22 protein-coding genes and 1 riboswitch are annotated in these 19,839 nt (G+C 60.3%); of the genes, 8 read left to right on the top strand and 14 right to left on the bottom strand.

Annotation, left to right across the window (positions count from 1 at the left end; genetic code table 11):
• Positions 1 to 5: 5 nt before the first annotated feature.
• From M0H32_RS11470 to M0H32_RS11450, 5 genes are all read right to left on the bottom strand, one after another.
• A complete protein-coding gene (locus M0H32_RS11470) occupies positions 6 to 1,361 on the bottom strand; it encodes a TRAP transporter large permease (RefSeq protein WP_248154000.1) in 1,356 nt (451 codons plus the stop codon).
• A 4-nt stretch (positions 1,362 to 1,365) separates the two neighbouring features.
• Positions 1,366 to 2,700 carry a TRAP transporter small permease subunit gene (locus M0H32_RS11465; RefSeq protein WP_248153998.1) on the bottom strand — a complete coding sequence of 445 codons (1,335 nt, stop codon included), beginning with the start codon at positions 2,698 to 2,700 and terminating at the stop codon, positions 1,366 to 1,368.
• Between the two features lie 96 nt (positions 2,701 to 2,796).
• Complete coding sequence (dctP, locus tag M0H32_RS11460) at positions 2,797 to 3,903, bottom strand: TRAP transporter substrate-binding protein DctP (protein WP_248153996.1); 1,107 nt, start codon at positions 3,901 to 3,903, stop codon at positions 2,797 to 2,799.
• A gap of 390 nt (positions 3,904 to 4,293) precedes the next feature.
• A complete protein-coding gene (locus M0H32_RS11455; protein WP_248153994.1) occupies positions 4,294 to 4,956 on the bottom strand; it encodes a haloacid dehalogenase type II in 663 nt (220 codons plus the stop codon).
• A gap of 109 nt (positions 4,957 to 5,065) precedes the next feature.
• Complete coding sequence (locus tag M0H32_RS11450; RefSeq protein WP_248153992.1) at positions 5,066 to 5,500, bottom strand: VOC family protein; 435 nt, start codon at positions 5,498 to 5,500, stop codon at positions 5,066 to 5,068.
• 301 nt (positions 5,501 to 5,801) lie between these two features.
• Between M0H32_RS11450 and M0H32_RS11445 the strand changes: the two genes are divergently transcribed.
• On the top strand, positions 5,802 to 6,659 hold the full coding sequence (locus M0H32_RS11445) for a branched-chain amino acid aminotransferase (protein WP_248153990.1): 858 nt from the start codon (positions 5,802 to 5,804) through the stop codon (positions 6,657 to 6,659).
• A gap of 7 nt (positions 6,660 to 6,666) precedes the next feature.
• Here M0H32_RS11445 and M0H32_RS11440 read toward each other — a convergent pair whose 3' ends face one another.
• The 3 genes from M0H32_RS11440 to M0H32_RS11430 form a co-directional block, all read right to left on the bottom strand.
• The gene (locus tag M0H32_RS11440) at positions 6,667 to 7,839 is read right to left on the bottom strand and encodes a YbfB/YjiJ family MFS transporter (RefSeq protein ID WP_248153988.1); all 1,173 of its coding nucleotides are present in this window, start codon (positions 7,837 to 7,839) and stop codon (positions 6,667 to 6,669) included.
• A gap of 213 nt (positions 7,840 to 8,052) precedes the next feature.
• A complete protein-coding gene (locus tag M0H32_RS11435; protein ID WP_248153986.1) occupies positions 8,053 to 8,433 on the bottom strand; it encodes a DUF1761 family protein in 381 nt (126 codons plus the stop codon).
• 238 nt (positions 8,434 to 8,671) lie between these two features.
• A complete protein-coding gene (locus M0H32_RS11430) occupies positions 8,672 to 8,899 on the bottom strand; it encodes a hypothetical protein (RefSeq protein ID WP_248153984.1) in 228 nt (75 codons plus the stop codon).
• Between the two features lie 312 nt (positions 8,900 to 9,211).
• On the opposite strand from M0H32_RS11430, the gene M0H32_RS11425 reads away from it, so the two are divergent.
• The 4 genes from M0H32_RS11425 (at position 9,212) to M0H32_RS11410 (ending at position 11,978) form a co-directional block, all read left to right on the top strand.
• On the top strand, positions 9,212 to 9,811 hold the full coding sequence (locus M0H32_RS11425; protein WP_248153982.1) for a superoxide dismutase: 600 nt from the start codon (positions 9,212 to 9,214) through the stop codon (positions 9,809 to 9,811).
• Positions 9,812 to 10,010: 199 nt separating this feature from the next.
• Complete coding sequence (locus tag M0H32_RS11420) at positions 10,011 to 10,472, top strand: c-type cytochrome (protein WP_248153980.1); 462 nt, start codon at positions 10,011 to 10,013, stop codon at positions 10,470 to 10,472.
• A 52-nt stretch (positions 10,473 to 10,524) separates the two neighbouring features.
• Positions 10,525 to 11,457, top strand: a complete 933-nt coding sequence (locus M0H32_RS11415) for a cytochrome c (protein WP_248153978.1) — start codon at positions 10,525 to 10,527, stop codon at positions 11,455 to 11,457.
• A 29-nt stretch (positions 11,458 to 11,486) separates the two neighbouring features.
• Positions 11,487 to 11,978: a GNAT family N-acetyltransferase gene (locus M0H32_RS11410; protein WP_248153976.1), complete on the top strand. Its 492-nt coding sequence runs from the start codon at positions 11,487 to 11,489 to the stop codon at positions 11,976 to 11,978.
• Between the two features lie 185 nt (positions 11,979 to 12,163).
• Here the strand turns inward: M0H32_RS11410 and M0H32_RS11405 are convergent, their stop codons facing one another.
• From M0H32_RS11405 to M0H32_RS11395, 3 genes are read right to left on the bottom strand one after another with little or no spacing between them, the layout of a single operon-like run.
• Positions 12,164 to 12,541 carry a RidA family protein gene (locus M0H32_RS11405; RefSeq protein ID WP_248153975.1) on the bottom strand — a complete coding sequence of 126 codons (378 nt, stop codon included), beginning with the start codon at positions 12,539 to 12,541 and terminating at the stop codon, positions 12,164 to 12,166.
• Between the two features lie 17 nt (positions 12,542 to 12,558).
• The gene (locus tag M0H32_RS11400) at positions 12,559 to 12,777 is read right to left on the bottom strand and encodes a DUF2798 domain-containing protein (protein ID WP_248153973.1); all 219 of its coding nucleotides are present in this window, start codon (positions 12,775 to 12,777) and stop codon (positions 12,559 to 12,561) included.
• Between the two features lie 4 nt (positions 12,778 to 12,781).
• On the bottom strand, positions 12,782 to 13,090 hold the full coding sequence (locus tag M0H32_RS11395; RefSeq protein ID WP_248153971.1) for a putative quinol monooxygenase: 309 nt from the start codon (positions 13,088 to 13,090) through the stop codon (positions 12,782 to 12,784).
• A gap of 98 nt (positions 13,091 to 13,188) precedes the next feature.
• Here M0H32_RS11395 and M0H32_RS11390 point away from each other — a divergent pair, with 98 nt between their 5' ends.
• Positions 13,189 to 14,091, top strand: a complete 903-nt coding sequence (locus tag M0H32_RS11390; protein ID WP_248153969.1) for a LysR family transcriptional regulator — start codon at positions 13,189 to 13,191, stop codon at positions 14,089 to 14,091.
• 14 nt (positions 14,092 to 14,105) lie between these two features.
• Here M0H32_RS11390 and M0H32_RS11385 read toward each other — a convergent pair whose 3' ends face one another.
• From M0H32_RS11385 to M0H32_RS11375, 3 genes are all read right to left on the bottom strand, one after another.
• A complete protein-coding gene (locus M0H32_RS11385) occupies positions 14,106 to 14,492 on the bottom strand; it encodes a hypothetical protein (RefSeq protein ID WP_248153968.1) in 387 nt (128 codons plus the stop codon).
• Positions 14,493 to 14,638: 146 nt separating this feature from the next.
• Positions 14,639 to 16,723, bottom strand: coding sequence for a S9 family peptidase (locus tag M0H32_RS11380; protein WP_248153966.1), 2,085 nt, complete (start codon positions 16,721 to 16,723; stop codon positions 14,639 to 14,641).
• Between the two features lie 109 nt (positions 16,724 to 16,832).
• Complete coding sequence (locus M0H32_RS11375) at positions 16,833 to 17,702, bottom strand: ABC transporter substrate binding protein (RefSeq protein WP_248154055.1); 870 nt, start codon at positions 17,700 to 17,702, stop codon at positions 16,833 to 16,835.
• A 380-nt stretch (positions 17,703 to 18,082) separates the two neighbouring features.
• A riboswitch (cobalamin riboswitch) is annotated at positions 18,083 to 18,293 on the top strand.
• 363 nt (positions 18,294 to 18,656) lie between these two features.
• Here M0H32_RS11375 and M0H32_RS11370 point away from each other — a divergent pair.
• Both M0H32_RS11370 and M0H32_RS11365 read left to right on the top strand, forming a co-directional pair.
• A complete protein-coding gene (locus tag M0H32_RS11370) occupies positions 18,657 to 19,061 on the top strand; it encodes a DUF1636 family protein (protein ID WP_248153965.1) in 405 nt (134 codons plus the stop codon).
• Complete coding sequence (locus M0H32_RS11365) at positions 19,058 to 19,831, top strand: ABC transporter ATP-binding protein (protein ID WP_248153963.1); 774 nt, start codon at positions 19,058 to 19,060, stop codon at positions 19,829 to 19,831. Before M0H32_RS11370 ends, M0H32_RS11365 begins: the two co-directional genes overlap by 4 nt.
• Positions 19,832 to 19,839 lie beyond the last annotated feature (8 nt).

The following is a 19,839-nucleotide window of genomic DNA, read 5'->3' as shown; positions in this document are numbered from 1 at the left end:
CGGCGTCAGCCATAGACCAGGTTGGGCAGCCAGGTGATCAGGCCGGGAAACAGCATGCACAGCACCAGTCCGACGATCTGCAGGGCCAGGAACGGCAGGGCGGATTTGAAGATGTCGGTCATCGGGATTTCCGGCGGCGCGACGCCGCGCAGATAAAACAGCGCGTAGCCGAAGGGCGGTGACAGGAAGCTCATCTGCATGTTGACCAGGTAGAGGACGCCAAACCACAACACCAGGTCATCCGGACTGTCGAGGCCGAAGGAGGCAGCCCCGAGCGCCTTGATGATCGGCACGAAGATCGGCACGCACAAGAGCAGGATGCCGACCCAATCCAGAAACATGCCGAGCACCACCAGCACCACCTGCATGATGATCAGAATGCCCCAGGGGCCGAGGCCGGTCGCTTCCAGGGCGCCTTGCACGAATTGCTGGCCGCCTTCCAGGACATAAAGTCCGACAAAGATGGTCGCACCGAACATGATCCAGATCACCATGGCGGAAGCCTTCAGGGTGGTGAGCGAGGCTTCGCGCAGGGTCTGCCAGTCGAGATTGCGGTGAATGGCGGCAACGATGATGGCACCGAAGGTGCCGATGCCTGCGGCCTCCACCGGGGTTGCGACGCCCGTGAAGATCACGCCGAGCACGATCACGATCAGCACGATGGGTGCGGCCATGTTGGACAGGAGCCGGATTTTCTCACGCATCGGAATGCGTTCTTCCATCGGGATAGGCGGCCCTTTTTTCGGATCGATCATGCTGCTGACGATCACGTAAAGCACATACATGCCCGACAGCAGCAGACCGGGGATCACCGCGCCGATGAAAAGCTCGCCGACTGACTGTTCCGCCACGACCGCGTAGATGATCGCCAGGATCGACGGCGGGATCAGAATGCCGAGCGTGCCGCCGGCCATGATCGAGCCCATGGCGATCTTTGGATCGTAATGGCGTTTGAGCATGGCTGGCAGGGCAATGATGCCCATTGTGACGACGGCCGCGCCAATGACGCCGACCATCGCCGCCAGCACGGTGGAGGCGATGATGGTCGCCGCCGCAAGGCCGCCCTTGACCCCGCCGAGCACCTTGTAGATGACGTCGAACATGTCGTTGATGATGCCCGCCCGTTCCAGCATCGAAGCCATGAAGATGAACAGCGGGATCGCCGACAGCTGGTAGTTGGTCATCAAAGGGAATATGCGCGAGGGCACAATATTAAGCGCCCGTTCGTCGCCGAGCACGAAGAGGAACACGCAGGCAAGGCCACCGGTGACGAAGGCCAGCGGCAGGCCGGCCATAAGCAGGACCAGCAGCGAGCCGAACATGATGAGTGTCAGCCACTCAATTCCGATTTCCAAACCCATCGCTTCAAGCCCTGCCCGTCAGTGCGCGGATGTCCTGCGCGAATTTCGATATGCCCTGGAGCACCAGGAGCAGCCCGCCGAGTACCATCACCCATTTCATCGGCCAGAGCGGCACTTCCCATTCGTTGAAGCTGATCTCGCCCCAGCGGATGTTCGGATCGGTCCATTGGTCCAGGTTCCAGCTGGCAACGACCTCACTGAACCCGATCTGGCCGCGCGCCCAGTCCGAAATCAGGGAATTGCCTGAGGGCACAGCAATGGCGTCGAAGGCGAAGATCCAGGACGTTGCCAGCAGCGTGCCTGCGAAGATGAAGAAGAACACCGAGGTCAGCAGGTCGACCAAGGCCCTGCGGCGTTTGGACAGCGGCGCATAGAAGACATCGACGCGGACATGGGATTCCGTCAGCGCCGCATAGGAGCCGGCGATCAGGTACTGCATGCCGAACATCAGATACATGGCTTCATGCGCCCAGTTGGTCGGGCTGCCGAAGACGTAGCGGCTCATCACCTCGAAATAATAGACAATGACAGCGATCACCGCCCAATAGCTGACGAATTCGCCGCAGAACAGCGAAAGCCGGTCGATCCAACCGGTCCAGCCCGCAGAGACATGGTCGGCGTCGTCCTTGCGCTCGGCTTCCTCCAGTTCCTTCAGTTTCTTCTCGGCCTCGCTGAGTTCGCGTTCCGGCGGCAGGTTGGCGTTGGCGCGGCGGATCAGGCCAGGCAAGAGAAAGGCATCGACGACAACGCCGGCAAGCAGCAGCCAGAAGGCGTATTTGGCGACATTGCCCCAGAAGGTGAGCGTTTGCCGGGCGTCGGTCGCCGCCGGCCTTGCGGTTTCGAGCGCCGTTTCGGCTTCCGAAACGCGTTCGCGGCCCTGTTCGATCCGCTGCTCCGCGCGTTTTACGTCGCGTTCGGCCCGGCGCAGGGCAAAGCTGCCTTCTTCCGCTTCGGCTTCGGCTTCGGCCAGTTTCCGCTTCAGGCCGGGCAAATCGGCTTCCGCGGTTTTCACCCGCTCGCCCTCGCGCTGGAGGGTGCGTTCGGACTGCCGCACCAGATTGTCCATGTCGGAGACGACGGAGCGGGCATCCTGGCTTTGCGCGTTTGCGAAGAGAATGCAGATGAAGACCGGGATATAGACCAGCCCGATCAGGTTCTTCAGGTAGAACCGGTGCAGCCCGAGAATGCCACCGGTGACCAGAATGAAATATCCCAGGCCAAGCGTATAGCGGCGTTCCTTGGGCTTCGGCCGTTTGGCGAGGCTGGCCGCGATGAGCGGAAACAGTATCAGGCCGAGCCAATAGGCCCAGTGCGGCAGCGTGAAATCCAGGTGAGGCATGCCTCGTCCTTCCCTTACGGAAGTTGTGTCAGCCGAGTTCGACAGAACCCGCGCAGAGACCTGCGCGGGTTCTTTCTTCGGAGCGTCGTGAAAGGCTCAGAGGTCGAGTTCCAGACCTTCGATCTGCTCGGGCGTCACATAGCCGAGTGAACCGGACATCATGTAGTCGAGCTGGATCTTGAAGATGCGGGCGCTGTCCTTGTCCCGGTTCGCATAATTGAACCAGATCGGAACGGCCACTTCGGTCATCAGTTCGACGTCGTCCTGGCTGAGGCGGGTGATTTCCGTGCCGTCGGCCTCGAACTTCGCCCAGGCCTCCTGGTCCGCCTTCTGGATCGCCGCATGGTGCATGTCCGAATAGACATGGGTTTCCATTTCGACGAATTGCTGCATCTGCGGGCTGAGGGCGTTCCAGGCGTCCATGCCGACGGTGATGTCCATCAGGTCGACCGGCTGGTACAGCGACATGAAACCCGGAGGGCCCATGGAGATGTAGTTGGTCACCTGGCTGAAGCCGAGAGCGTAGTTGACCGCCGGTCCGACATAATCGGCAACGTCGATCGTACCTTTTTCAAGGGCAGGGAAGATCTCAGATCCGGGCAGAACAGTGGTTTCCGCGCCGATCTCGGTGAAGACTTCAGCGACCATGCCGCCCGGCAGGCGCATCTTGCGGCCGCGGAAATCGTCGATCGAGCGGATCGGCACCTTCGAGTGGATGATGTTCGGGCCGTGATGCACGGGGCCGACGAATTTCATGCCCTGCGCTTCATAAAGCTCGCGTGCGATCTCCAGGCCGCCAAGCGAATAATAGAAAACGTCCCATTCATGCGGATTGCGCAGGCCCAGCGGATAGCTGGTCAGGAACGTGGCGGCCGGGATGATGCCCTGGGCGTAGATCGTGAACGGGTTGACTGCGTCCAGAACACCGTTTTTGACCGCGTCATAGAGCTGGAAATCGCCCACGACGTCATTGGCGCCGAACGGCTGGAAGGCCAGCTCGCCTCCAGTTTTTTCCTCGATTGTCGCGCACCAGTCCTTGAAGATCTGCAGACCTGCGCCTCCCGGCCAGGAGGTCTGGATCTTCCAGGTTGTGGTCTGGCCCTGGGCCGAGGCGATGTGCGGTGCCGCGAGTGTGGCAGCACCGGCCGTTCCGGCCCCTGCAAGTGTCCGCAGAGCCTGGCGCCGTGTCGTCATCTTTTGCATGTTTTCCTCCCAAGCAGTTTAGGAGAAACGAGTGGCCGGTTGAGGGCTTTCGATGTAGCCCTTGATCTTTCCTGACGTCGCAGTGCCCATGCGAATAGTTTTATGTTTTTGTTTTCAATGGGGTTTTGCGTGACTTAACGTAAGATCGCCGCTCTTCTATTCTCCCAACTGAAGAAAGGATATTACAGTTTCAATTTGCCGCAACCTTTACTAAGACTCAAAACATCTTTTCTGAAATGGAAATAATCAGAGAGACTGTTAGACGAAAGTTGAAGATTGGCATTTGAGTAACGTTGCGTCACTTGTGGGTGTTGCCGATCCTTCGTTCCGTCCCGCGCCGAATGAGGGGGAGAAACGGCGGATGGCTTCAGTGCGGTGATCTGGCTGCATTCAGCTCAGCGCCGCAAGTCCTGTCAGATCGGCGAGCACCGCCTTGGGCGCCAGATCCGCATATTCGTCGGGCATGCCGGCACGGTTCATCCAGACCGTGCGGAAACCGAAGGCCGTCGCGCCGGCGATGTCCCAGCGGTTCGACGACTGGAAGGAAACTTCCTCCGGGTAGATCCGGAAATGCGTCGTCACCATCTCGTAGACCAACGGGTCGGTCTTGAAGGTCTTCAGTTCATCGACGGAAAAAATCTCGTCAAAGAGTTCAGTCAGGCCGGCAGCCTTGGCGGCGGCCTCCAGCATGGCGGGCGAGCCGTTGGACAGGATGGCGATCTTGGCGCCGGTTGCCTTCAGGTCTGTGAGGACCTGCGGCACTTCCGGATAGCAGTCGAGTTCCCAATAGGCGCTGAGGAGATCGTCGCGCATCGCCTTGTCTGCGGTCGGAACCAGAGCGAATGCTGTGTCGAGCCCCTGCTGGGTGAGTTCCCAGAAGTCCAGATATTTGCCCATCAGGGCGCGCACCCAGGAATATTCCAACTGCTTTTCCCGCCAGAGTGAGGACAGGCGTTGCGCATCGGGCCCAAGTTTTTCGGCATGTTTGCGCACGGCCGCATGCACATCGAACAAGGTGCCGTAAGCATCAAACACATAAGCGGCATGCGCCATCTTCCGACTCTCCAAGCTTTTTCCGGAAACGGAGGAAGAGAACAGCCTGGAACTCGCTGCGTCAAGCGCAACGACCTGCGACTAAAGTCAGAGGCACGGGAACCCGTGCTTATTGCTGCGGCGGCAAAGAAACCGCTCCGTCCGGCCCGACGGTCCAGAACGGGTTGTGGGCAATCTCCAGAAGATGTCCGCCCGGCACCTCCACATAAGAAGAATAACCGCCCCAAAAGGCTTTCTCCGGATGTTTGACGGCTTTCGCGCCCGCCTTCAGCGCTTCCTGAAACACCTGATCGACTTCCTCTTCCGACCGGCCGTTCCAGGCCAGTGTCACGGCGCCCGTGCGGTTGTCTGAGACCTCTCGGCCGATTTCCTCGGCAAGGGCTGTACGGCTGTAAAGGGCCAGGACACCGCCGATTACCTGAAAGAACACCACTTCCGGAGACGGCGCAGCGGCGACCTGCCAACCAAGGCCTGTCTCGAAAAAGCGTCTGGCTTCGCCGATGTCATCGACCACAAGCGTGGTCATGGATATGCGCTGTTCCATGTCGGATCTCCCGTTTTTTGATTGGAACATAATGAGAACATTTCAGGGCGGTCGTCAATTGCGCATTTGCCCGTCGCCGCTCAGGCGTGTGATCGGAGCGGAGCGGGAAGTGGAAAACCGGATTGGAAGAATGCATTCGTCAAATCGCGAAGAGCGACCGATTTCATCTCAAAAATCATGGGAAGTGCGAAGAAAACCGGCAAGTTTCCGGATTTCTGCGGTAAGCTATTGACCTTAGGAGTTCGCCGGTGTTGTGTCGGCTCACGAACTGCACAAGCGCAGCGGAGAAAAGGGAAGAGACATGAGCGGATGGAGCGACACCTGGACCTGGATTGACGGGACTTGGCATGAGGGCAATCCACCGATCATGGGGCCGCGCACCCACGCGTCCTGGCTCGGCTCGAGCGTGTTTGACGGTGCCCGCTTCTTCGAAGGCGTGATGCCCGACATCGATCTGCATTGCAAACGGGTCAATGACAGCGCCTCGGCGCTGGGCATGAAGGCGACCATGCTGGCAGGTGAAATGGCCGAACTCACCAAGGAAGGCTGCGCGAAGTTCAAGAGCAACCAGCAGATCTATGTCAAGCCGATGTATTGGGTTGAGGGCGATGGTCCAGGCGTCATTGTCGGCGATCCGGAAAGCACCCGCTTTTGCCTCTGCCTGTTCGATGCGCCGATGGCCCCGAAGGACGCGGCCATGAGCATCACGCTGTCACCCTATCGCCGCCCCACCATGGAATGCATGCCTGTCAATGCCAAGGCCGGATGCCTTTACCCCAACAATGCCCGCGCCATGGTGGAAGCCAAGGGCAGGGGCTTCGACAACGCGGTGGTGCGCGACATGCTCGGCAATGTCGCGGAACTGACCTCTGCCAATATCTTCATGGCCAAGGACGGCAAGGTACATACGCCGGCGCCGAACGGCACGTTCCTGAACGGGATCACCCGTCAGCGTGTCATCCAGCTGCTGAAAAAGGCCGGATATGACGTTTTTGAGCGCACCATGGATTATGGCGAGTTCCTGGAAGCCGACGAAATCTTCTCCACCGGCAACTACAACAAGGTGACGCCGGTGAAGCGCATCGAGGACCGCGACCTGCAGCCCGGCCCGATCGCCGCCCGGGCCCGCGAACTCTACTGGGACTTCTCGCACGCCTGATCGGGCTTCAGCGAAAGGCCAGAGCTGCCGCGACCAGAAGCGATGCCGCGGCGGCCAGGGACGCTGCCGAGAAGGACCCGGTGGCATGGTGCAGCTGCCCGGCAAACCAGGGTCCGATCACCTGTCCAAGGCCAAAGCTGGCGGTCAGCACCGCCAGCATCTGCCGGATGGCCGAAGAGCCATCGGCGCAGGTCTCCCGCCTGGCTTCCATGAGCCCGAGGGCGGTGATGCCCATGAAGGTCCCCCCAAGCAGACCTGCGCCCAGGAGAAAGAGCCCCGGTGACAGTGTGATTGCCGTCAGGGCGACACCGGCCGATTCCAGCACGCAGGCAAGCGCAAAGGCCTTGCGGGCCCCGAGGCGGGCCGCGATCCAGTTCCAGAGATAGATGGAGGGCGCCGCGCAGAGACCGACGGTGAGCCAGACAAACGGCTCGGTCGGCTGCAGCTCGGGTGTGGTCCGGGCGATCGCATTCACGAACGTCGCCGTGATCACATAGCCGAAGCCGAACAGGCCATAGGCCAGGATCAGGCGGATGCGGCTGCCGCTTGAAAAGGGCGAGACAGGCACGGCCGCGCCGGCGTTCTTGGCCTGTGTCGCAGCGGCCGGTGCTTCGGAGGGAACCAGCAGGGCCGCCAGGGCGAGAAAGACAAGCGTCCCGGCGGCGCTCGCCAGCCACAGGAAACGCCAGTCCGCGGAAATGCCGGCAACAATGGCCACCAGAAGTGCCGAAAAGGCGATGCCGCAGCCGACCCCGGCAAAATGAAACGCCGACAGGCCCGCGCGGCCCGATGCCGCCAGACGCTCCAGGATCAGCGTGGTCGAGAACACCAGGACGAAAGCGCTGGCAATGCCGCTCAGGAACCGGATCGCCAGAAAGGCGGCGAGCGCGGTTGTCATGGCCATGGCCGCACTGGTCAGCGCGCTGGTCATCAGACCGCCCAGGAACCAGAAACGCGGGCTGCCGGGGAGCGAGCGAGAGGCCCCCATCAGGGCTCCGGCCAGATAGCCGACAAAATTGGCGGAAGCGATCAGTCCGGCGTCGTCCGCGGGTAGCCGCAGGGCATCGCCCATGAAAGGCAGGATCGGGGTATAGACAAAGCGCCCGATGCCCATGGCTGCTGCCAGCGCGAACAATCCGCCAAACGCAAGCGCGACCGGTGAGCGGGGGGAGGGGGCCATGGTGTCCTCATGCGCAGGAAACGGATGCCGCCGCGACGAGGTCACGGTGCCGGAAACGGGATCCGCAATCTTGCATGTGCGGTACGCATTGTCATGTCGGCTCAATGGCCGATAGGCTGTTGTCGCGCCTCAAAGGAAAGACGCGGCGGCAAACGGGCATTCCGCCCGGATTTGCTTCGCGCCGCGCCCGTTCCGAACCGTCACCCGGGTTCTCTAGTAAATCGCCTGGGCCACAATCATCAGGATACCTGCACCGACAATATAGCCGCCGTCAACGGCAATTGCGGCTGTCGATTTCCCGGCAAAGGCCCCATTGGACATGGTCAGGCAGGCTGCGGCCAGGATCGCCAGCAGGGCGGTGATGAGAGCTTCGATCGTAGCCGTCACGCCGACGACCGCCGACAGACACAAAAGGCCGATAATCTGAAGGACCATGGCGCCCAGGGGCGGCTTTCCGCCGGGTTCGACCTCCACGCCGGAGCCTTCGGCCCAGACTTTGAAAAACAGAAGCGGTGAATAGACCAGCCAGCCGAACAGAAAGGCGGCGACGGCTCCGGTGATGACGGCAATCCAGCTTACGGTCTCGAATTCCATGTTTGCCTCCCCTGGCATTGAGCGCGCCGGGTATGGGGACCGGGATCCGGTCTTCGATGTGCTGCAGGCGCCTCGACAAATCTACCGATATCAAACCTAACAGTCAACCAATTGGTTTAGTGAAATAGGCGGGTGATTTGTTGCCTTGTGGGGTGATCGCATCGGCGCTCGCGCCGCAGAAACGCGAAAGCCCTGCAAGCGGTCTCGCAGGGCTTTTCGCAAAGAGGGCAGAAACCGGTTAGGCCGGTGTGACCTTGACGGGGTCGGCTCCGCACTGGTCCGCGACGCCGTTGGCGCAGCCTTCCTGAGGTCCGGACGTTGTATCGATGCACAGCGCCGCCAGGTTCTTTTTACAGTCTCCCAGCTTGCTTTCGACAATATGATTGTTTTCCGAAGTCATCGTGGTGGCGAACGCTATGCCGACGGCGACAATGGCGGCGATACCGTAAGTACTATTGAAGTTCATCTTGCTCTCCAATTGTTCGGGTGATCGTCTCTCTTCATGGTCATTATTTTATGTGCGCCGAAATGATTTGGCAGTGCTGCAGGTCACACGATTCAATTTTGCGGCATCGCGAACTGTCTTGGCGGATTTGCTGTCGCTGATGTGGCGGAGCCCAGGTTTTGAGCCGGTGTGCGTTTTTAAAAAGAAAAAATTTCTTTATTTTCGCGATCCGTCCTTGCCCACATGGCTCTGCGATCCTATTTTGCCGCTCGACGCGGTCTTGCAGGGCGTACCGCCCGCGCCGCCGGTCACCGACCACTTAAGGAGTTTGTCATGTCTTTCGAATTGCCTGACCTGCCGTATGCATATGATGCGCTGGCCCCTTACATGTCTGCTGAAACGCTCGAGTTTCACCATGACAAGCACCACCAGGCCTATGTCACCAAAGGCAACGAGCTGCTCGCCGGCAGCGGCCTGGAAGGCAAATCCCTGGAAGAGATCGTCAAGGAAAGCTACGGCAAGAACGCACCGCTGTTCAACAATGCCGGCCAGCACTACAACCACATCCATTTCTGGAAGTGGATGAAGAAGGACGGTGGCGGCACCTCCTTGCCGGGCGCTCTCGCTTCCGCCATCGACAGTGACCTCGGCGGCTACGACAAGTTCCGCGCCGACTTCATCGCGGCCGGTGTCGGCCAGTTCGGCTCCGGCTGGGCCTGGCTCGCCGTGAAGGACGGCAAGCTGGAAATCATGAAGACCCCGAACGGCGAAAACCCGCTGGTCCATGGCGCAGCGCCGATCCTCGGCTGCGATGTGTGGGAGCATTCCTATTACATCGACTACCGCAATGCGCGTCCGAAATACCTGGAAGCCTTCATCGACAACATGATCAACTGGGACTACGTCCTGGAGATGTACGAAGCGGCCAAATAAGCCGTTTGAACATCCGGTTGTACAGAAACCCCGGTTCGAAAGAGCCGGGGTTTTTCGTGACTGTTTCCTCACCATTGACGGTGTGTTCAGGAAATTTGCCCGAGTTCACAGGAGCTTGATTTTATTGCCGACCGGTATGTGCGCTGTACTCCCGGTTGAGAGGGGCGTCCCCGGCGCCAGCAAAGAGGGAGAGGAAGAGATGCATTATTTCCGGAAATTCGTTGTGGCGGGACTGGCCGCCGGACTTGGGTTTGCTGCCATTCCGGCGCAGGCCTCCGACGACCCGGTCGCTGTGCGGCAGTCGTTGATGGCGTCGATGGGAGCCGCAGCCGGGCTCGCGGGCGGCATGATGAAAGGCGAGATTGCCTATTCACCGGCAGCCGGAAAATCGGCGATTGCGACCGCGCGCGCCGTCTCCCTCAGCTTTGGCGACTACTTCCCGGCCGGCTCCGACCAGGGCAATACTGGCGCTGCGCCGAGCATCTGGGAGAATGCGGATGGCTTTGCCGCTGAGCTTGCCAAGTTCACCGACGCTACTGCAAAGGCCACGGAAGCTTCCGGCAAGGATGGACCGGCCGATGTCGAAGCCTTCAAGGCGGCCATGGGACCGATTTTCGGCACTTGCAAATCCTGTCACGAGACTTACCGTAAAAAGAACTGACCGGAGGAACGCAACCTTCCGGTGAAGCTGAAACAACACCTGGAGAGGCCCGTTGAAAAAAGCGATCATTGTCATCCTCCTCCTTGGCGTGATCGCGGCCGTAGCCGGCTGGGGCTTCTCCGCACCCACACGCCTAAGCGAATCTCAGGCGGCTACCTTGGATGAGGGTGACCCCGCAAAGGGCGAGCTGGTGTTCTGGGCCGGAGGCTGTGCGTCCTGTCATGCGGCCAAGGGGGCCAAGGGCGAGGACCTATTGAAACTTGGGGGCGGACTTCGTCTGGAGACGCCCTTCGGCACCTTTGTTGCCCCGAACATTTCTTCAGACAGGACGGACGGCATCGGCGCCTGGTCGCTGGCCGACCTGGCCAACGCGATGACCCACGGCACGTCCCCGGACGGGCGCAATTATTATCCGGCCTTTCCCTATACGTCCTATGCACGCATGTCCGACAAGGACATCGGTGATCTCTATGCGTTCCTCAAGACGGTTCCCGCCGTGGAGGGCAAGGCGGCGGATCACGAGCTCGGCTTTCCCTTTAACATCCGGCGTGGCATTGGCCTATGGAAATGGATGTTTCTGGATCCGGCGCCGGTGATTGCCGCGCCAGCCAACGGAACTGAAATTGACCAGGCACTCTGGGCGCGTGGACGATATCTCGTCGAAGGTCCCGGCCATTGCGGCGAATGCCACACGGCCCGCGATTTTGCAGGTGGCCTGATCCTGTCAGACTGGCTCGGCGGTGCCGCCGCGCCGACCGGGGAGGGGCGCATTCCCAACATCACGCCGGTTGAAGGGGGATTCGGCAGCTGGAGCGCTGCCGACATCGCCTATTACCTGGAAAGCGGCTTCACCCCGGAATACGATTCCGTTGGCGGCGAGATGGTGCATGTGCAGGAAAACATGGCCAGATTGCCGGCTATCGACAGGGATGCTATCGCAGCCTATCTGAAGGCTATCCCACCGGTTCCGCCCCCCGGATCCTGACCTTCCAGCATCGAGACATCTGCGCCTTCATGACCATAAACTCTGCTTTCGCAATCTCCGCCGTGAGCGACGCGGACGACTTGGACACCGTGAGAACCTTGTTCCGCGCCTATGTCGACTGGCTCGGGATCGACCTGTCCTATCAGGGCTTCGAGGAAGAACTCGCCGGGCTTCCCGGCAAATATGCGCCGCCGGCCGGGGGGCTGTTTCTGGCGCGGCGGGCAGACGGTACCGTCCTGGGCTGTGTCGGTCTAAGAGCCTTCGGCGACGACGGGGCAAGTGAAATGAAGCGTCTCTACGTCCTGCCGGCAGCCCGTGGTCTTGGCGTTGGCACGGCCCTGGTTGCGCGCGTGATCGAGGCCGCGAAAGAGGCGGGCTACCGCGAAATGCTTCTGGACACGCTGCCGACCATGACGGGCGCGATCAAACTCTATAAGGCTGCGGGATTTGAGGATGTGCCGGCTTATTACGACACGCCGATCGCGGAGACGGTGTTCTTTTGCAAGAAGCTGGCGGACTGAAGCAGGCGGTCAAACAAAACCACCTGCGAACAGGTGGTCAGTGAGTTTTTGTTTTTTATGGGTCGCAATGCCCGTGCACAGTCTTTTCGATTTCAGCGTCATCTTACCTTGGTTGTAGGGCGGTTGTAATACTAAACAACTAAGGGAAAACACGTATACGGGGTTGCGTGTCCGAGGCTTTGCCGTCACTCGAGGGCAAAGATAGCCTCAATCTCGACTTTCAGGTCCGGCGCGAAAAGGCCCGAAATCATCACCAGGGAACTGGCCGGCACATTGCGGCCATAGCGCTCCGTCAATGCGGTGCGGATCCCGGGAATGTCATGCGGGTCCGTGACAAACACGGTCACCTTCACGAGGTCCGCAAGCGAGCGGTTAAAGTCCCGGGCCAGCAAGTCCAGCTGGTCCAGAACCGCATGGGCCTGTTCGCCGGCGCCGGCCGCCTGGGCGTCTGTGCCGAAAGCGGTGAAGCCGGACGTATAAAGGATGTTGCCGTGGACCACCGCATGGGTGTAGGGGCCGACCGGAAGGCCGAGTTCTTCGATATTCTTTCTGACGAGAGGCATGGAAGCTCCTTTTCGGGTCAGGGAATCCTGTTGGTAAGAAAGACCGTCGCCTTTTGAACAGGCGGGCCCAGGAAGAAGGCGATGACGGCGGCGGCGGGCCAGGCCAGCCGGAAGGCGGCCATCCAATGGCTCAAGAAGGTTTCCGAGAGACCCAGATTGAGGAAAGTCACCCAGCAGGACATCGTCAGCGACAGGCCAAAAGACATCAGCAGGGTTGCAATCAGACGGCTTTTCATCCGGTCAAGCCTCAACGGGAACTTCGGCGCCGATCTCTCCCAGTTCCTCGATGTAGCGGACCTGAGTGAGGTTCCGAGCGAGGAAAGCCTTTGTGTGCGGCATCTCGAAATGCGCGGCAAGGGCAGCCTTGTCGGTCCAGCATTCCCAGAGGGTGAACCTCGTGCGGTCCTGCAGGTTCTGCCGGATTTCAAAAAAGTGGCAGCCCGGTTCGTTTTGGGTCGCTTCAACCAGTTTCTTCAGACCTGCTTCCGCGGTGCCAAGATCCGCGCCTTCCTGAAGTTCAATCCCTGCACTGATGAAATAGCGTGTCATGTCGGTCTCCGTTTCGAATGCGATGAAGAGAGACCTATTGATTGATCATGTGATAATCTATATCGAAAAACGGCTGTTTTAATTTCGAAAATGGAATCATGCTCGACGACATTGCGCTGTTCATCCAGATTGCCCAGAGACGCAGCCTCGCGGCCGCGGCCGGTCACTTGGGTTTGCCTGCCGCAACGGTGACGCGCCGGCTGCGCAAACTGGAGGAAGCGATCGGCGCACAACTGGTCCACCGCTCCGCGCGCAAGTTCTCCCTGACCGCTGAAGGCGAGGCCTATTTCGAGGCTTTCGCGGATCTGATCGTACAAGCCGAAATAACGCGGCGCGCGCTGAGTTCGGATCTGCATGCCTTGCAGGGGGCGCTGAAAGTGGCGGCGCCGACCAATATTTCCGTCGGTATCCTGCAGCCGATGTGGTCCGGTTTCCTGAAAGCCCATCCCGATATCCGCCTGACTTTGACACTCAGCAACGAGAACAAGGATCTGCTGGAGCATCAGGTGGATCTTGCCCTGCGTGCCGGGTCACAGACCGATATGCGCCTCTACCAGCAGAAGCTCGGCAGCATAGCAACGGTTCTGGTGGCCGCGCCCGGCTATCTGGAAGCTGCGGGCAGCCCTCTCGAGCCTGGTGATCTGAGCTGTCACAAGCTCATCAAGGTGGTGGCGCTGGCGCGGTGGGAGCTGAAGCACGTCGTCACGGGGGCTCGGGAGACGATCCACCTGAACCCGTTTGTAACGGTGGACGATATTGGTCTTGCCCGGCAGTTGGCGGTCGATGGCCACGGCCTGGCCCTGTTGCCGGTCAGCGAGATTTCAGGGGACCTTCAAACCGGCCGGCTCGTGCCGGTTCTGTCCGACTGGCAGGGGCCAGGCCGGGATATTCTGGTCGTCTGGCCAACCGGGCGTTTGCTGAGTGCGAGAGCGAAATGCCTGCGCGATTACATCTCGGCCCATGTCAGTGGCAATCCCGTGTTTCAGGGCACCTTGCCGTGACGCCTTGAAGGGCCTCAGGCGCTGTGCGGCGCACAGCGCATGTAGCGGGGCACGTCGATATAACCGCGCATTACCATCAGCCAGGCCTGGCATTCGTTCTGGCTCTTGAAGCAGCCGGCCTGGGACAGCTGGTAGTCCTGGCCGAAATTGTGGATCCGCCCGCTGGCGATGCCTTTCCAGCCGTTGCCGGTGAACGCCCGGCAGTCATATTGCGTGTTGGCCGTATAAGGCAGGTCCGACCGGTTCTTGGAGAAGGTCGGCGCGAACAGGAGATCGGAAGGTTTCTGGAACTGCGACTGGCAGGCGCCGAGTGCGAGTGAGACCGCAAGGACCGCCGTCACACGCATACCGGTCTTCAAGCCGCTGGTTGCGGCGGCAGGGCTGTGAATACGGCGGGACATGTCGGGCTCCAGTGATCGGTGCGGACCCGTTGAAAGGCCCTTAACAGACTGATTTGCAATACCGCTCACATGATCCGAAGACTTGGACAAAATCAAGTCACGAGTGGAGCGCCCTCCGTTCCCGGGAACGGAGGGCCTTGTGCGGATCAAGCCTTGCCGGTCACCATCAGCGCGAAGGCCTGGTTGCGGGCGACTTCCTTGAGGCGGTCGAACCGGCCCGAGGCGCCGCCATGACCGGCTTCCATGTTGGTGGTCAGCATCAGCAGGCTGTCGCCGGTCTTGGTCGCGCGCAGGCGTGCGACCCATTTGGCCGGCTCCCAATAGGTGACGCGCGGATCTGTCAGGCCGGCCACCGCGAGGATCGCCGGATAGTCCTTCTCCGCGACATTGTCGAAAGGCGAATAGGAGGCGATATAGTCGTAGGCGGACTTGTCGGTGATCGGGTTGCCCCATTCCGGCCATTCCGGCGGCGTCAGCGGCAGCGTGTCGTCAAGCATGGTCGACAGAACATCGACGAAGGGCACTTCGGCGATGATGCCGCCGAATTTGTCAGGCGCCATATTGGCGACTGCCCCCATCAGCATACCGCCTGCGGAGCCGCCATGGGCGACGATCCGCTCATAGGCGGTGAACTTCTCCGCGACGAGATGATCGGCGGCGGCGATGAAATCGGTGAAGGTGTTTTTCTTGTTTTCCCGGCGGCCGTCCTTGTACCAGCGGAAGCCCTTGTCCTTGCCGCCGCGAATATGGGCAATGGCATAGACAAAGCCCCGGTCGACCAGGGACAGGCTGTTGGTGTTGAAGCTGGCCGGCACGGTGATGCCATAGGAGCCGTATCCATAGAGCAGCAGCGGCGCGGAGCCATCCAGCTTGGTGTCCTTGTGATAAAGCACGGAGACCGGCACGGTCTCGCCGTCGGCCGCCGGCGCCATCAGGCGGCGGGTGACATAATCCGACACCGCGTGTCCGGACGGCACTTCCTGTTCTTTCATCAGGACACGTTCGCGGGTGTCGACATTGTAGTCGAAGGTCTGCGAGGGCGTCGTCATCGAGGAATAGGTGAATCGGATCGTCGACGTGTCGAATTCGTAGCCGCCGCCAAGACCCAGCGAATAGGCCTCTTCGTCGAAAGAAATCGCATGTTCGAGATTGTCCGCCAGGCGCCGGATCACGATGCGCGGCAGGCCGTCCTCGCGCTCCAGCCGGGTCATGAAGGTCTTGTAGACGCAATGCGACAGGATCAGGCAGCCCGGCTTGTGGGGCACCAGGTCGGTCCAATTGTCCTTGCCCGGATTGGCCTTCGGCGCGGTGACGATCTTGAAGTCTTCCGCGTCGCCGGCATTGGTCAGGATGTAATAAAGGTCGCCGTGATCGTCGAGAGAGTATTCCACGCCGGTCTCGCGCGGGGCGATCAGTTTTGGCGCCGCGGTCGGATCGTCGGCCGGAATGGTCCAGACTTCAGACGTCTCGTGGTCGTGAATGTCGATCACGATGGTGTCGCCGGACTGGGTCTTGCCGACGCCCATGAAAAAGCCGGCATCCTTTTCCTCGAAGACCAGCACGTCCTTTGCCGGATCGGTGCCGATCTCGTGTCGGAACAGCTTCGACGGCCGGTGATTGGCGTCGAGACGGATGTAGAAGACAAATTTGTCGTCCGCGGAAAAGACGCCGCCGCCACCGGTGTCCTCGATTACGGTGTCGAGGTCCTTGCCGGTCGCCGTGTCGCGCAGGCGCATCGTGTAATATTCCGAGCCCTTGTCGTCATAGGCCCAGGCGAGGAGCTTATGGCCGGTCGACTGGCTGACGGCGCCGAACTTGAAATAGGCCTTGCCGTCGGCCTCGTTGTCGCCGTGAACGAGGATCGTTTCCGCGCCGCCGTCCCGGGGCGTCCGGAAGAAGATCGGCTGCTGGCCGCCGGTCTCGAATCTCAGGCCATAGGCATAGGGGCCGTCAGGGGAGGGGACCGAACTGTCGTCCTCCTTGATGCGGCCGCGCAATTCGGCAAAGAGCTTGTCCTGAAGGTCCTTGGTCGGGGCCATCTGGGCTTCCTGGTAAGCGTTTTCCGCTTCCAGATAGGCGCGGATATCGGCGTCGAGCACCGACGGGTCGCGCATGACCTCCTGCCAGTTGTCAGCTCGCAGCCAGGCATAGTCGTCCTGGCGCTTGGTGCCGTGGGTCTCAAGGGTGACGGGGCGCGCTTCGGCGCGCGGGGGAAAAGCATCCTGTTTCATGGTTTGGGAGGTAGGCGCTTTGAATGGGGATGGCAAGGGGCAACGAAGGGTGGACAGGCGATGTCCCTTGGAGGGCTCCGCCTTGCCCGCGGGCGGCACCTTGCGAAACCTATTTCATGACGACCGGATTGCGCGTCTTGTCCAGATTCAGTTTTGAAGCGGCCTTGTGGCTGGTGTTCACGTAAAGCGTGGCCTCCTCGGCGGAGATTTCGTTGATCGGGAGATCGTTGGGGGACATGCCGTCCAGCAGTATTTTGGCCGCCAGTTCCGCTGCGGCCTCGCCGCGCTCCCAGTATTCGGTTCCGAAGGCAACCGTGACGCCTTCACTAAGGGATGCAGTTGACGATCCGATACTGACGACGTCGGGAGGAAGGATCTGTTTCAATAGGCCCGAATTGGCAATGAAGGAAGAAGTGGCCGTGACATAGATGACGTCCGCCGACTTAACCTGCTGCTCGAGCGCTTCAATTTGCAGCTGGCTTGTCTTCGCGTCCGGCGACAGCCTGAGAAGAAGCACTTCCTTGCCAAGCGCCTCGCAGACAGCTGTCAGCTTGTCGACTTCCGAAACCGCATTGTCTTCGCGCGGGTCGAACAGGATAGCGATCCTGTTAAACGGATAGAGCTGTTCAAGCAGCTGGATATTGACCTCTGGCGACAGCGCCATTTTCGCGCCCGTCACCCCATGGACAGGGGAAACATGCGAGGCGGCGATGCCGACGCCGACCGGGTTGGCGACAATGTTGAAGACATGCGGGATCTGATCCGGGTTCAAGTTCTTGACGGTCTTGGTTGCCGTTGTTCCGAATGTGTAAATCAGGTCTTTTGTTTTCAGCCTGTCGCGGTTTTCTCGCAAAAAGCCTGCCAGCCTGTTCTGGTCCCTTGCCGCGTCGAAGACCTCATAGTCGGCGTCTACGCCCAATTCCTTCAGCCGTTGAATGAAGCCGAATTCCGCCTGTGTCTGCCCCCGCCATGTAATCATCAAGACAGACTTGCCGTCAGCATGCGCACTGGCTGAAAAGACAGAGCACAGCAAAACAAACAGACATGTCAGCCTAGTCAGCAATGGGGCGCACTCCTGATGGTGCGATGTTATTTGGCGTAGATGCTCATAGCATGCGTGCAATAAACCTATCCTGAAAATTGGGAAGCACCTACCTTGCTTTCTGCTTTGCTAAGTTAAAAATCGATGCATCCATCCCAATAAAGCTGCCTTGTGTTACTTTGGGTTGTAAAGTTCTTCGGAGGATGCTCGCTTGGGTAGGTTCGCGGTCCCGTAATGCCCGGTCCAGTTCCGTGCCGAGACTTCCTGTCGATGTCAGGGGAGCCAAGCGCCGGACGATTGACAAGGGGAGGCTCTTCCAGCAATTAGATAAGAATGGTTTCCGAATCCGGACACGGATCGGAATTAAAAGGGAACACGGTGCGGCGTAGCCAGAAGGCACCAAATCCGTGACTGCCCCCGCAACTGTGAGCGGCGAGCGACCCTGGAACGCCACTGGGTAATCCCCGGGAAGGACCAGGCAAGCTGTGACCCGCAAGTCAGGAGACCTGCCATTTCATCTTCAACCTCAACCCGGGCGGGGTGTCCCGGAGGAGCGAGTGACATGGCAATTCAGCACCTGCTGACGAAAAGTGACATTCGGTTCGACACGGCCCCGCGCAATCGCGGAGGGCGATATGAACCGGACATGCAAGACACACGACGAGACCCATTCCACCTTTTTGAAGACTGCAGGCAGTCTTAGCGATCGTGCGGCCAGAGCCATGCTCCCGAACGGGCTGAAGGAAGAGCTTGCCAATCCCTTGTTTGGTAATGTAATAACATTACAGATAGATAATGGGTCACGGCAGGCTGTGCCTCGAGTGGAAGGCGGTCCCGGGATCCTCCGGCGGCATCCCATGAACAGCAAACAGGACGGAAAGGGGGCACGGGATGACAGCTGACACGCACAAGATCTTTGTCTGCACCTCGTGCCGTCACAGAGGCGAAACCTGCCGGCCGGGCTATGAGTTGATCCGTAAGCTGCAACACGCCCTGAAGCTGGCCGCGCCTGTCGTCGGCGACGATTTCGAGATTTCCGGTGTCGCCTGCATGGCCGGCTGTACACGACCCTGCACCGTGGCCTTCAGGGCCAACGAGAAGGCGACCTACCTGTTCGGCGATATCGACCCTGAAACCGATATCGACGATCTCGTCGCCTTTGGCGAACAGTACCGGAGCCTGGAAGACGGCTGGTGCTCGTCCGGTGAACGGCCGGGCAAATTGCGGCATACAGCGCTTGCGCGCATTCCGGCGGCAATGATCATGACGGAAGCCGATAGGATCGTGGTCTCGTGAGCGGGGCGGCGCTGTCCGTGCGCGATGTCAGCTGGCGGCCGGGCCGGGGAGCTCTTCTTCTCGACCGGGTCGGTTTCGAGCTGGAAGCGGGCAGGGTTCTCGGAGTTGCCGGCGCCAATGGTGCCGGAAAGTCCACGCTGCTGCGCTTGCTTTACCGGTTCCACAGGCCGGTGACGGGCGCGGTCCATTTGGATGAGCGGGACATCTGGTCAATGCCAGCCAGAGACTGCGCGCGCAAGGTCGCCGCGGTGCTGCAGGAACAGCCAACGGAATTCGCACTGTCGGTGCGGGAGATCGTGGCGCTCGGCCGCCGTCCGCACAGCTCAGGTATCTCAATAGGCGGTCGCTGGGACACGGAGCTGATTGATGCTGCGCTGGAACAGATGGGGGTGTCTGCGTTTGCGGGCCGTTTGTTCGGTAGCCTGTCGGGCGGTGAGCGTCAGCGGGTGATGGTGGCCCGGGCGCTTGCGCAGGAGCCGCAGCTGCTCATTCTGGACGAGCCGACCAACCATCTCGACATCCGGCATCAGCTGGAAATCGTCGCGCTGATCGGCGCTCTTGATATCACGGTGGTCACCAGTCTCCACGATCTCAATCTCGCCGCGCGCGTCTGCGACGAGGTTTTGCTGCTGCATCGGGGCCGCCAGGTTGCCCATGGCGCGCCGGAAGAGGTGCTGACGCCAAAGAATATCGAACATGCCTATTCGGTGAAGGTTATGCGGCAGGAACTGTCCCTCAGCCGCGATCCGCATCTCAGTTTTCATCTTTAGCCACGGAG

Source organism: Roseibium sediminicola, from assembly GCF_023156505.1.
Lineage (GTDB): Bacteria > Pseudomonadota > Alphaproteobacteria > Rhizobiales > Stappiaceae > Roseibium > Roseibium sediminicola.
Note: the sequence above shows the minus strand (reverse complement) of the source record. Positions and strands in the feature narration are given on the sequence as shown.

Coding starts and splice junctions, on each gene's coding strand:
- M0H32_RS11465 (WP_248153998.1), bottom strand. CDS start 2,700: ATGCCTCACCTGGATTTCACGCTGCCGCACTGGGCCTATTGGCTCGGC.
- M0H32_RS11410 (WP_248153976.1), top strand. CDS start 11,487: ATGACCATAAACTCTGCTTTCGCAATCTCCGCCGTGAGCGACGCGGAC.
- M0H32_RS11425 (WP_248153982.1), top strand. CDS start 9,212: ATGTCTTTCGAATTGCCTGACCTGCCGTATGCATATGATGCGCTGGCC.
- M0H32_RS11385 (WP_248153968.1), bottom strand. CDS start 14,492: ATGTCCCGCCGTATTCACAGCCCTGCCGCCGCAACCAGCGGCTTGAAG.
- M0H32_RS11430 (WP_248153984.1), bottom strand. CDS start 8,899: ATGAACTTCAATAGTACTTACGGTATCGCCGCCATTGTCGCCGTCGGC.
- M0H32_RS11405 (WP_248153975.1), bottom strand. CDS start 12,541: ATGCCTCTCGTCAGAAAGAATATCGAAGAACTCGGCCTTCCGGTCGGC.
- M0H32_RS11435 (WP_248153986.1), bottom strand. CDS start 8,433: ATGGAATTCGAGACCGTAAGCTGGATTGCCGTCATCACCGGAGCCGTC.
- M0H32_RS11470 (WP_248154000.1), bottom strand. CDS start 1,361: ATGGGTTTGGAAATCGGAATTGAGTGGCTGACACTCATCATGTTCGGC.
- M0H32_RS11380 (WP_248153966.1), bottom strand. CDS start 16,723: ATGAAACAGGATGCTTTTCCCCCGCGCGCCGAAGCGCGCCCCGTCACC.
- M0H32_RS11390 (WP_248153969.1), top strand. CDS start 13,189: ATGCTCGACGACATTGCGCTGTTCATCCAGATTGCCCAGAGACGCAGC.
- dctP (WP_248153996.1), bottom strand. CDS start 3,903: ATGCAAAAGATGACGACACGGCGCCAGGCTCTGCGGACACTTGCAGGG.
- M0H32_RS11375 (WP_248154055.1), bottom strand. CDS start 17,702: ATGATTACATGGCGGGGGCAGACACAGGCGGAATTCGGCTTCATTCAA.
- M0H32_RS11370 (WP_248153965.1), top strand. CDS start 18,657: ATGACAGCTGACACGCACAAGATCTTTGTCTGCACCTCGTGCCGTCAC.
- M0H32_RS11440 (WP_248153988.1), bottom strand. CDS start 7,839: ATGGCCCCCTCCCCCCGCTCACCGGTCGCGCTTGCGTTTGGCGGATTG.
- M0H32_RS11455 (WP_248153994.1), bottom strand. CDS start 4,956: ATGGCGCATGCCGCTTATGTGTTTGATGCTTACGGCACCTTGTTCGAT.
- M0H32_RS11420 (WP_248153980.1), top strand. CDS start 10,011: ATGCATTATTTCCGGAAATTCGTTGTGGCGGGACTGGCCGCCGGACTT.
- M0H32_RS11395 (WP_248153971.1), bottom strand. CDS start 13,090: ATGACACGCTATTTCATCAGTGCAGGGATTGAACTTCAGGAAGGCGCG.
- M0H32_RS11400 (WP_248153973.1), bottom strand. CDS start 12,777: ATGAAAAGCCGTCTGATTGCAACCCTGCTGATGTCTTTTGGCCTGTCG.
- M0H32_RS11445 (WP_248153990.1), top strand. CDS start 5,802: ATGAGCGGATGGAGCGACACCTGGACCTGGATTGACGGGACTTGGCAT.
- M0H32_RS11450 (WP_248153992.1), bottom strand. CDS start 5,500: ATGGAACAGCGCATATCCATGACCACGCTTGTGGTCGATGACATCGGC.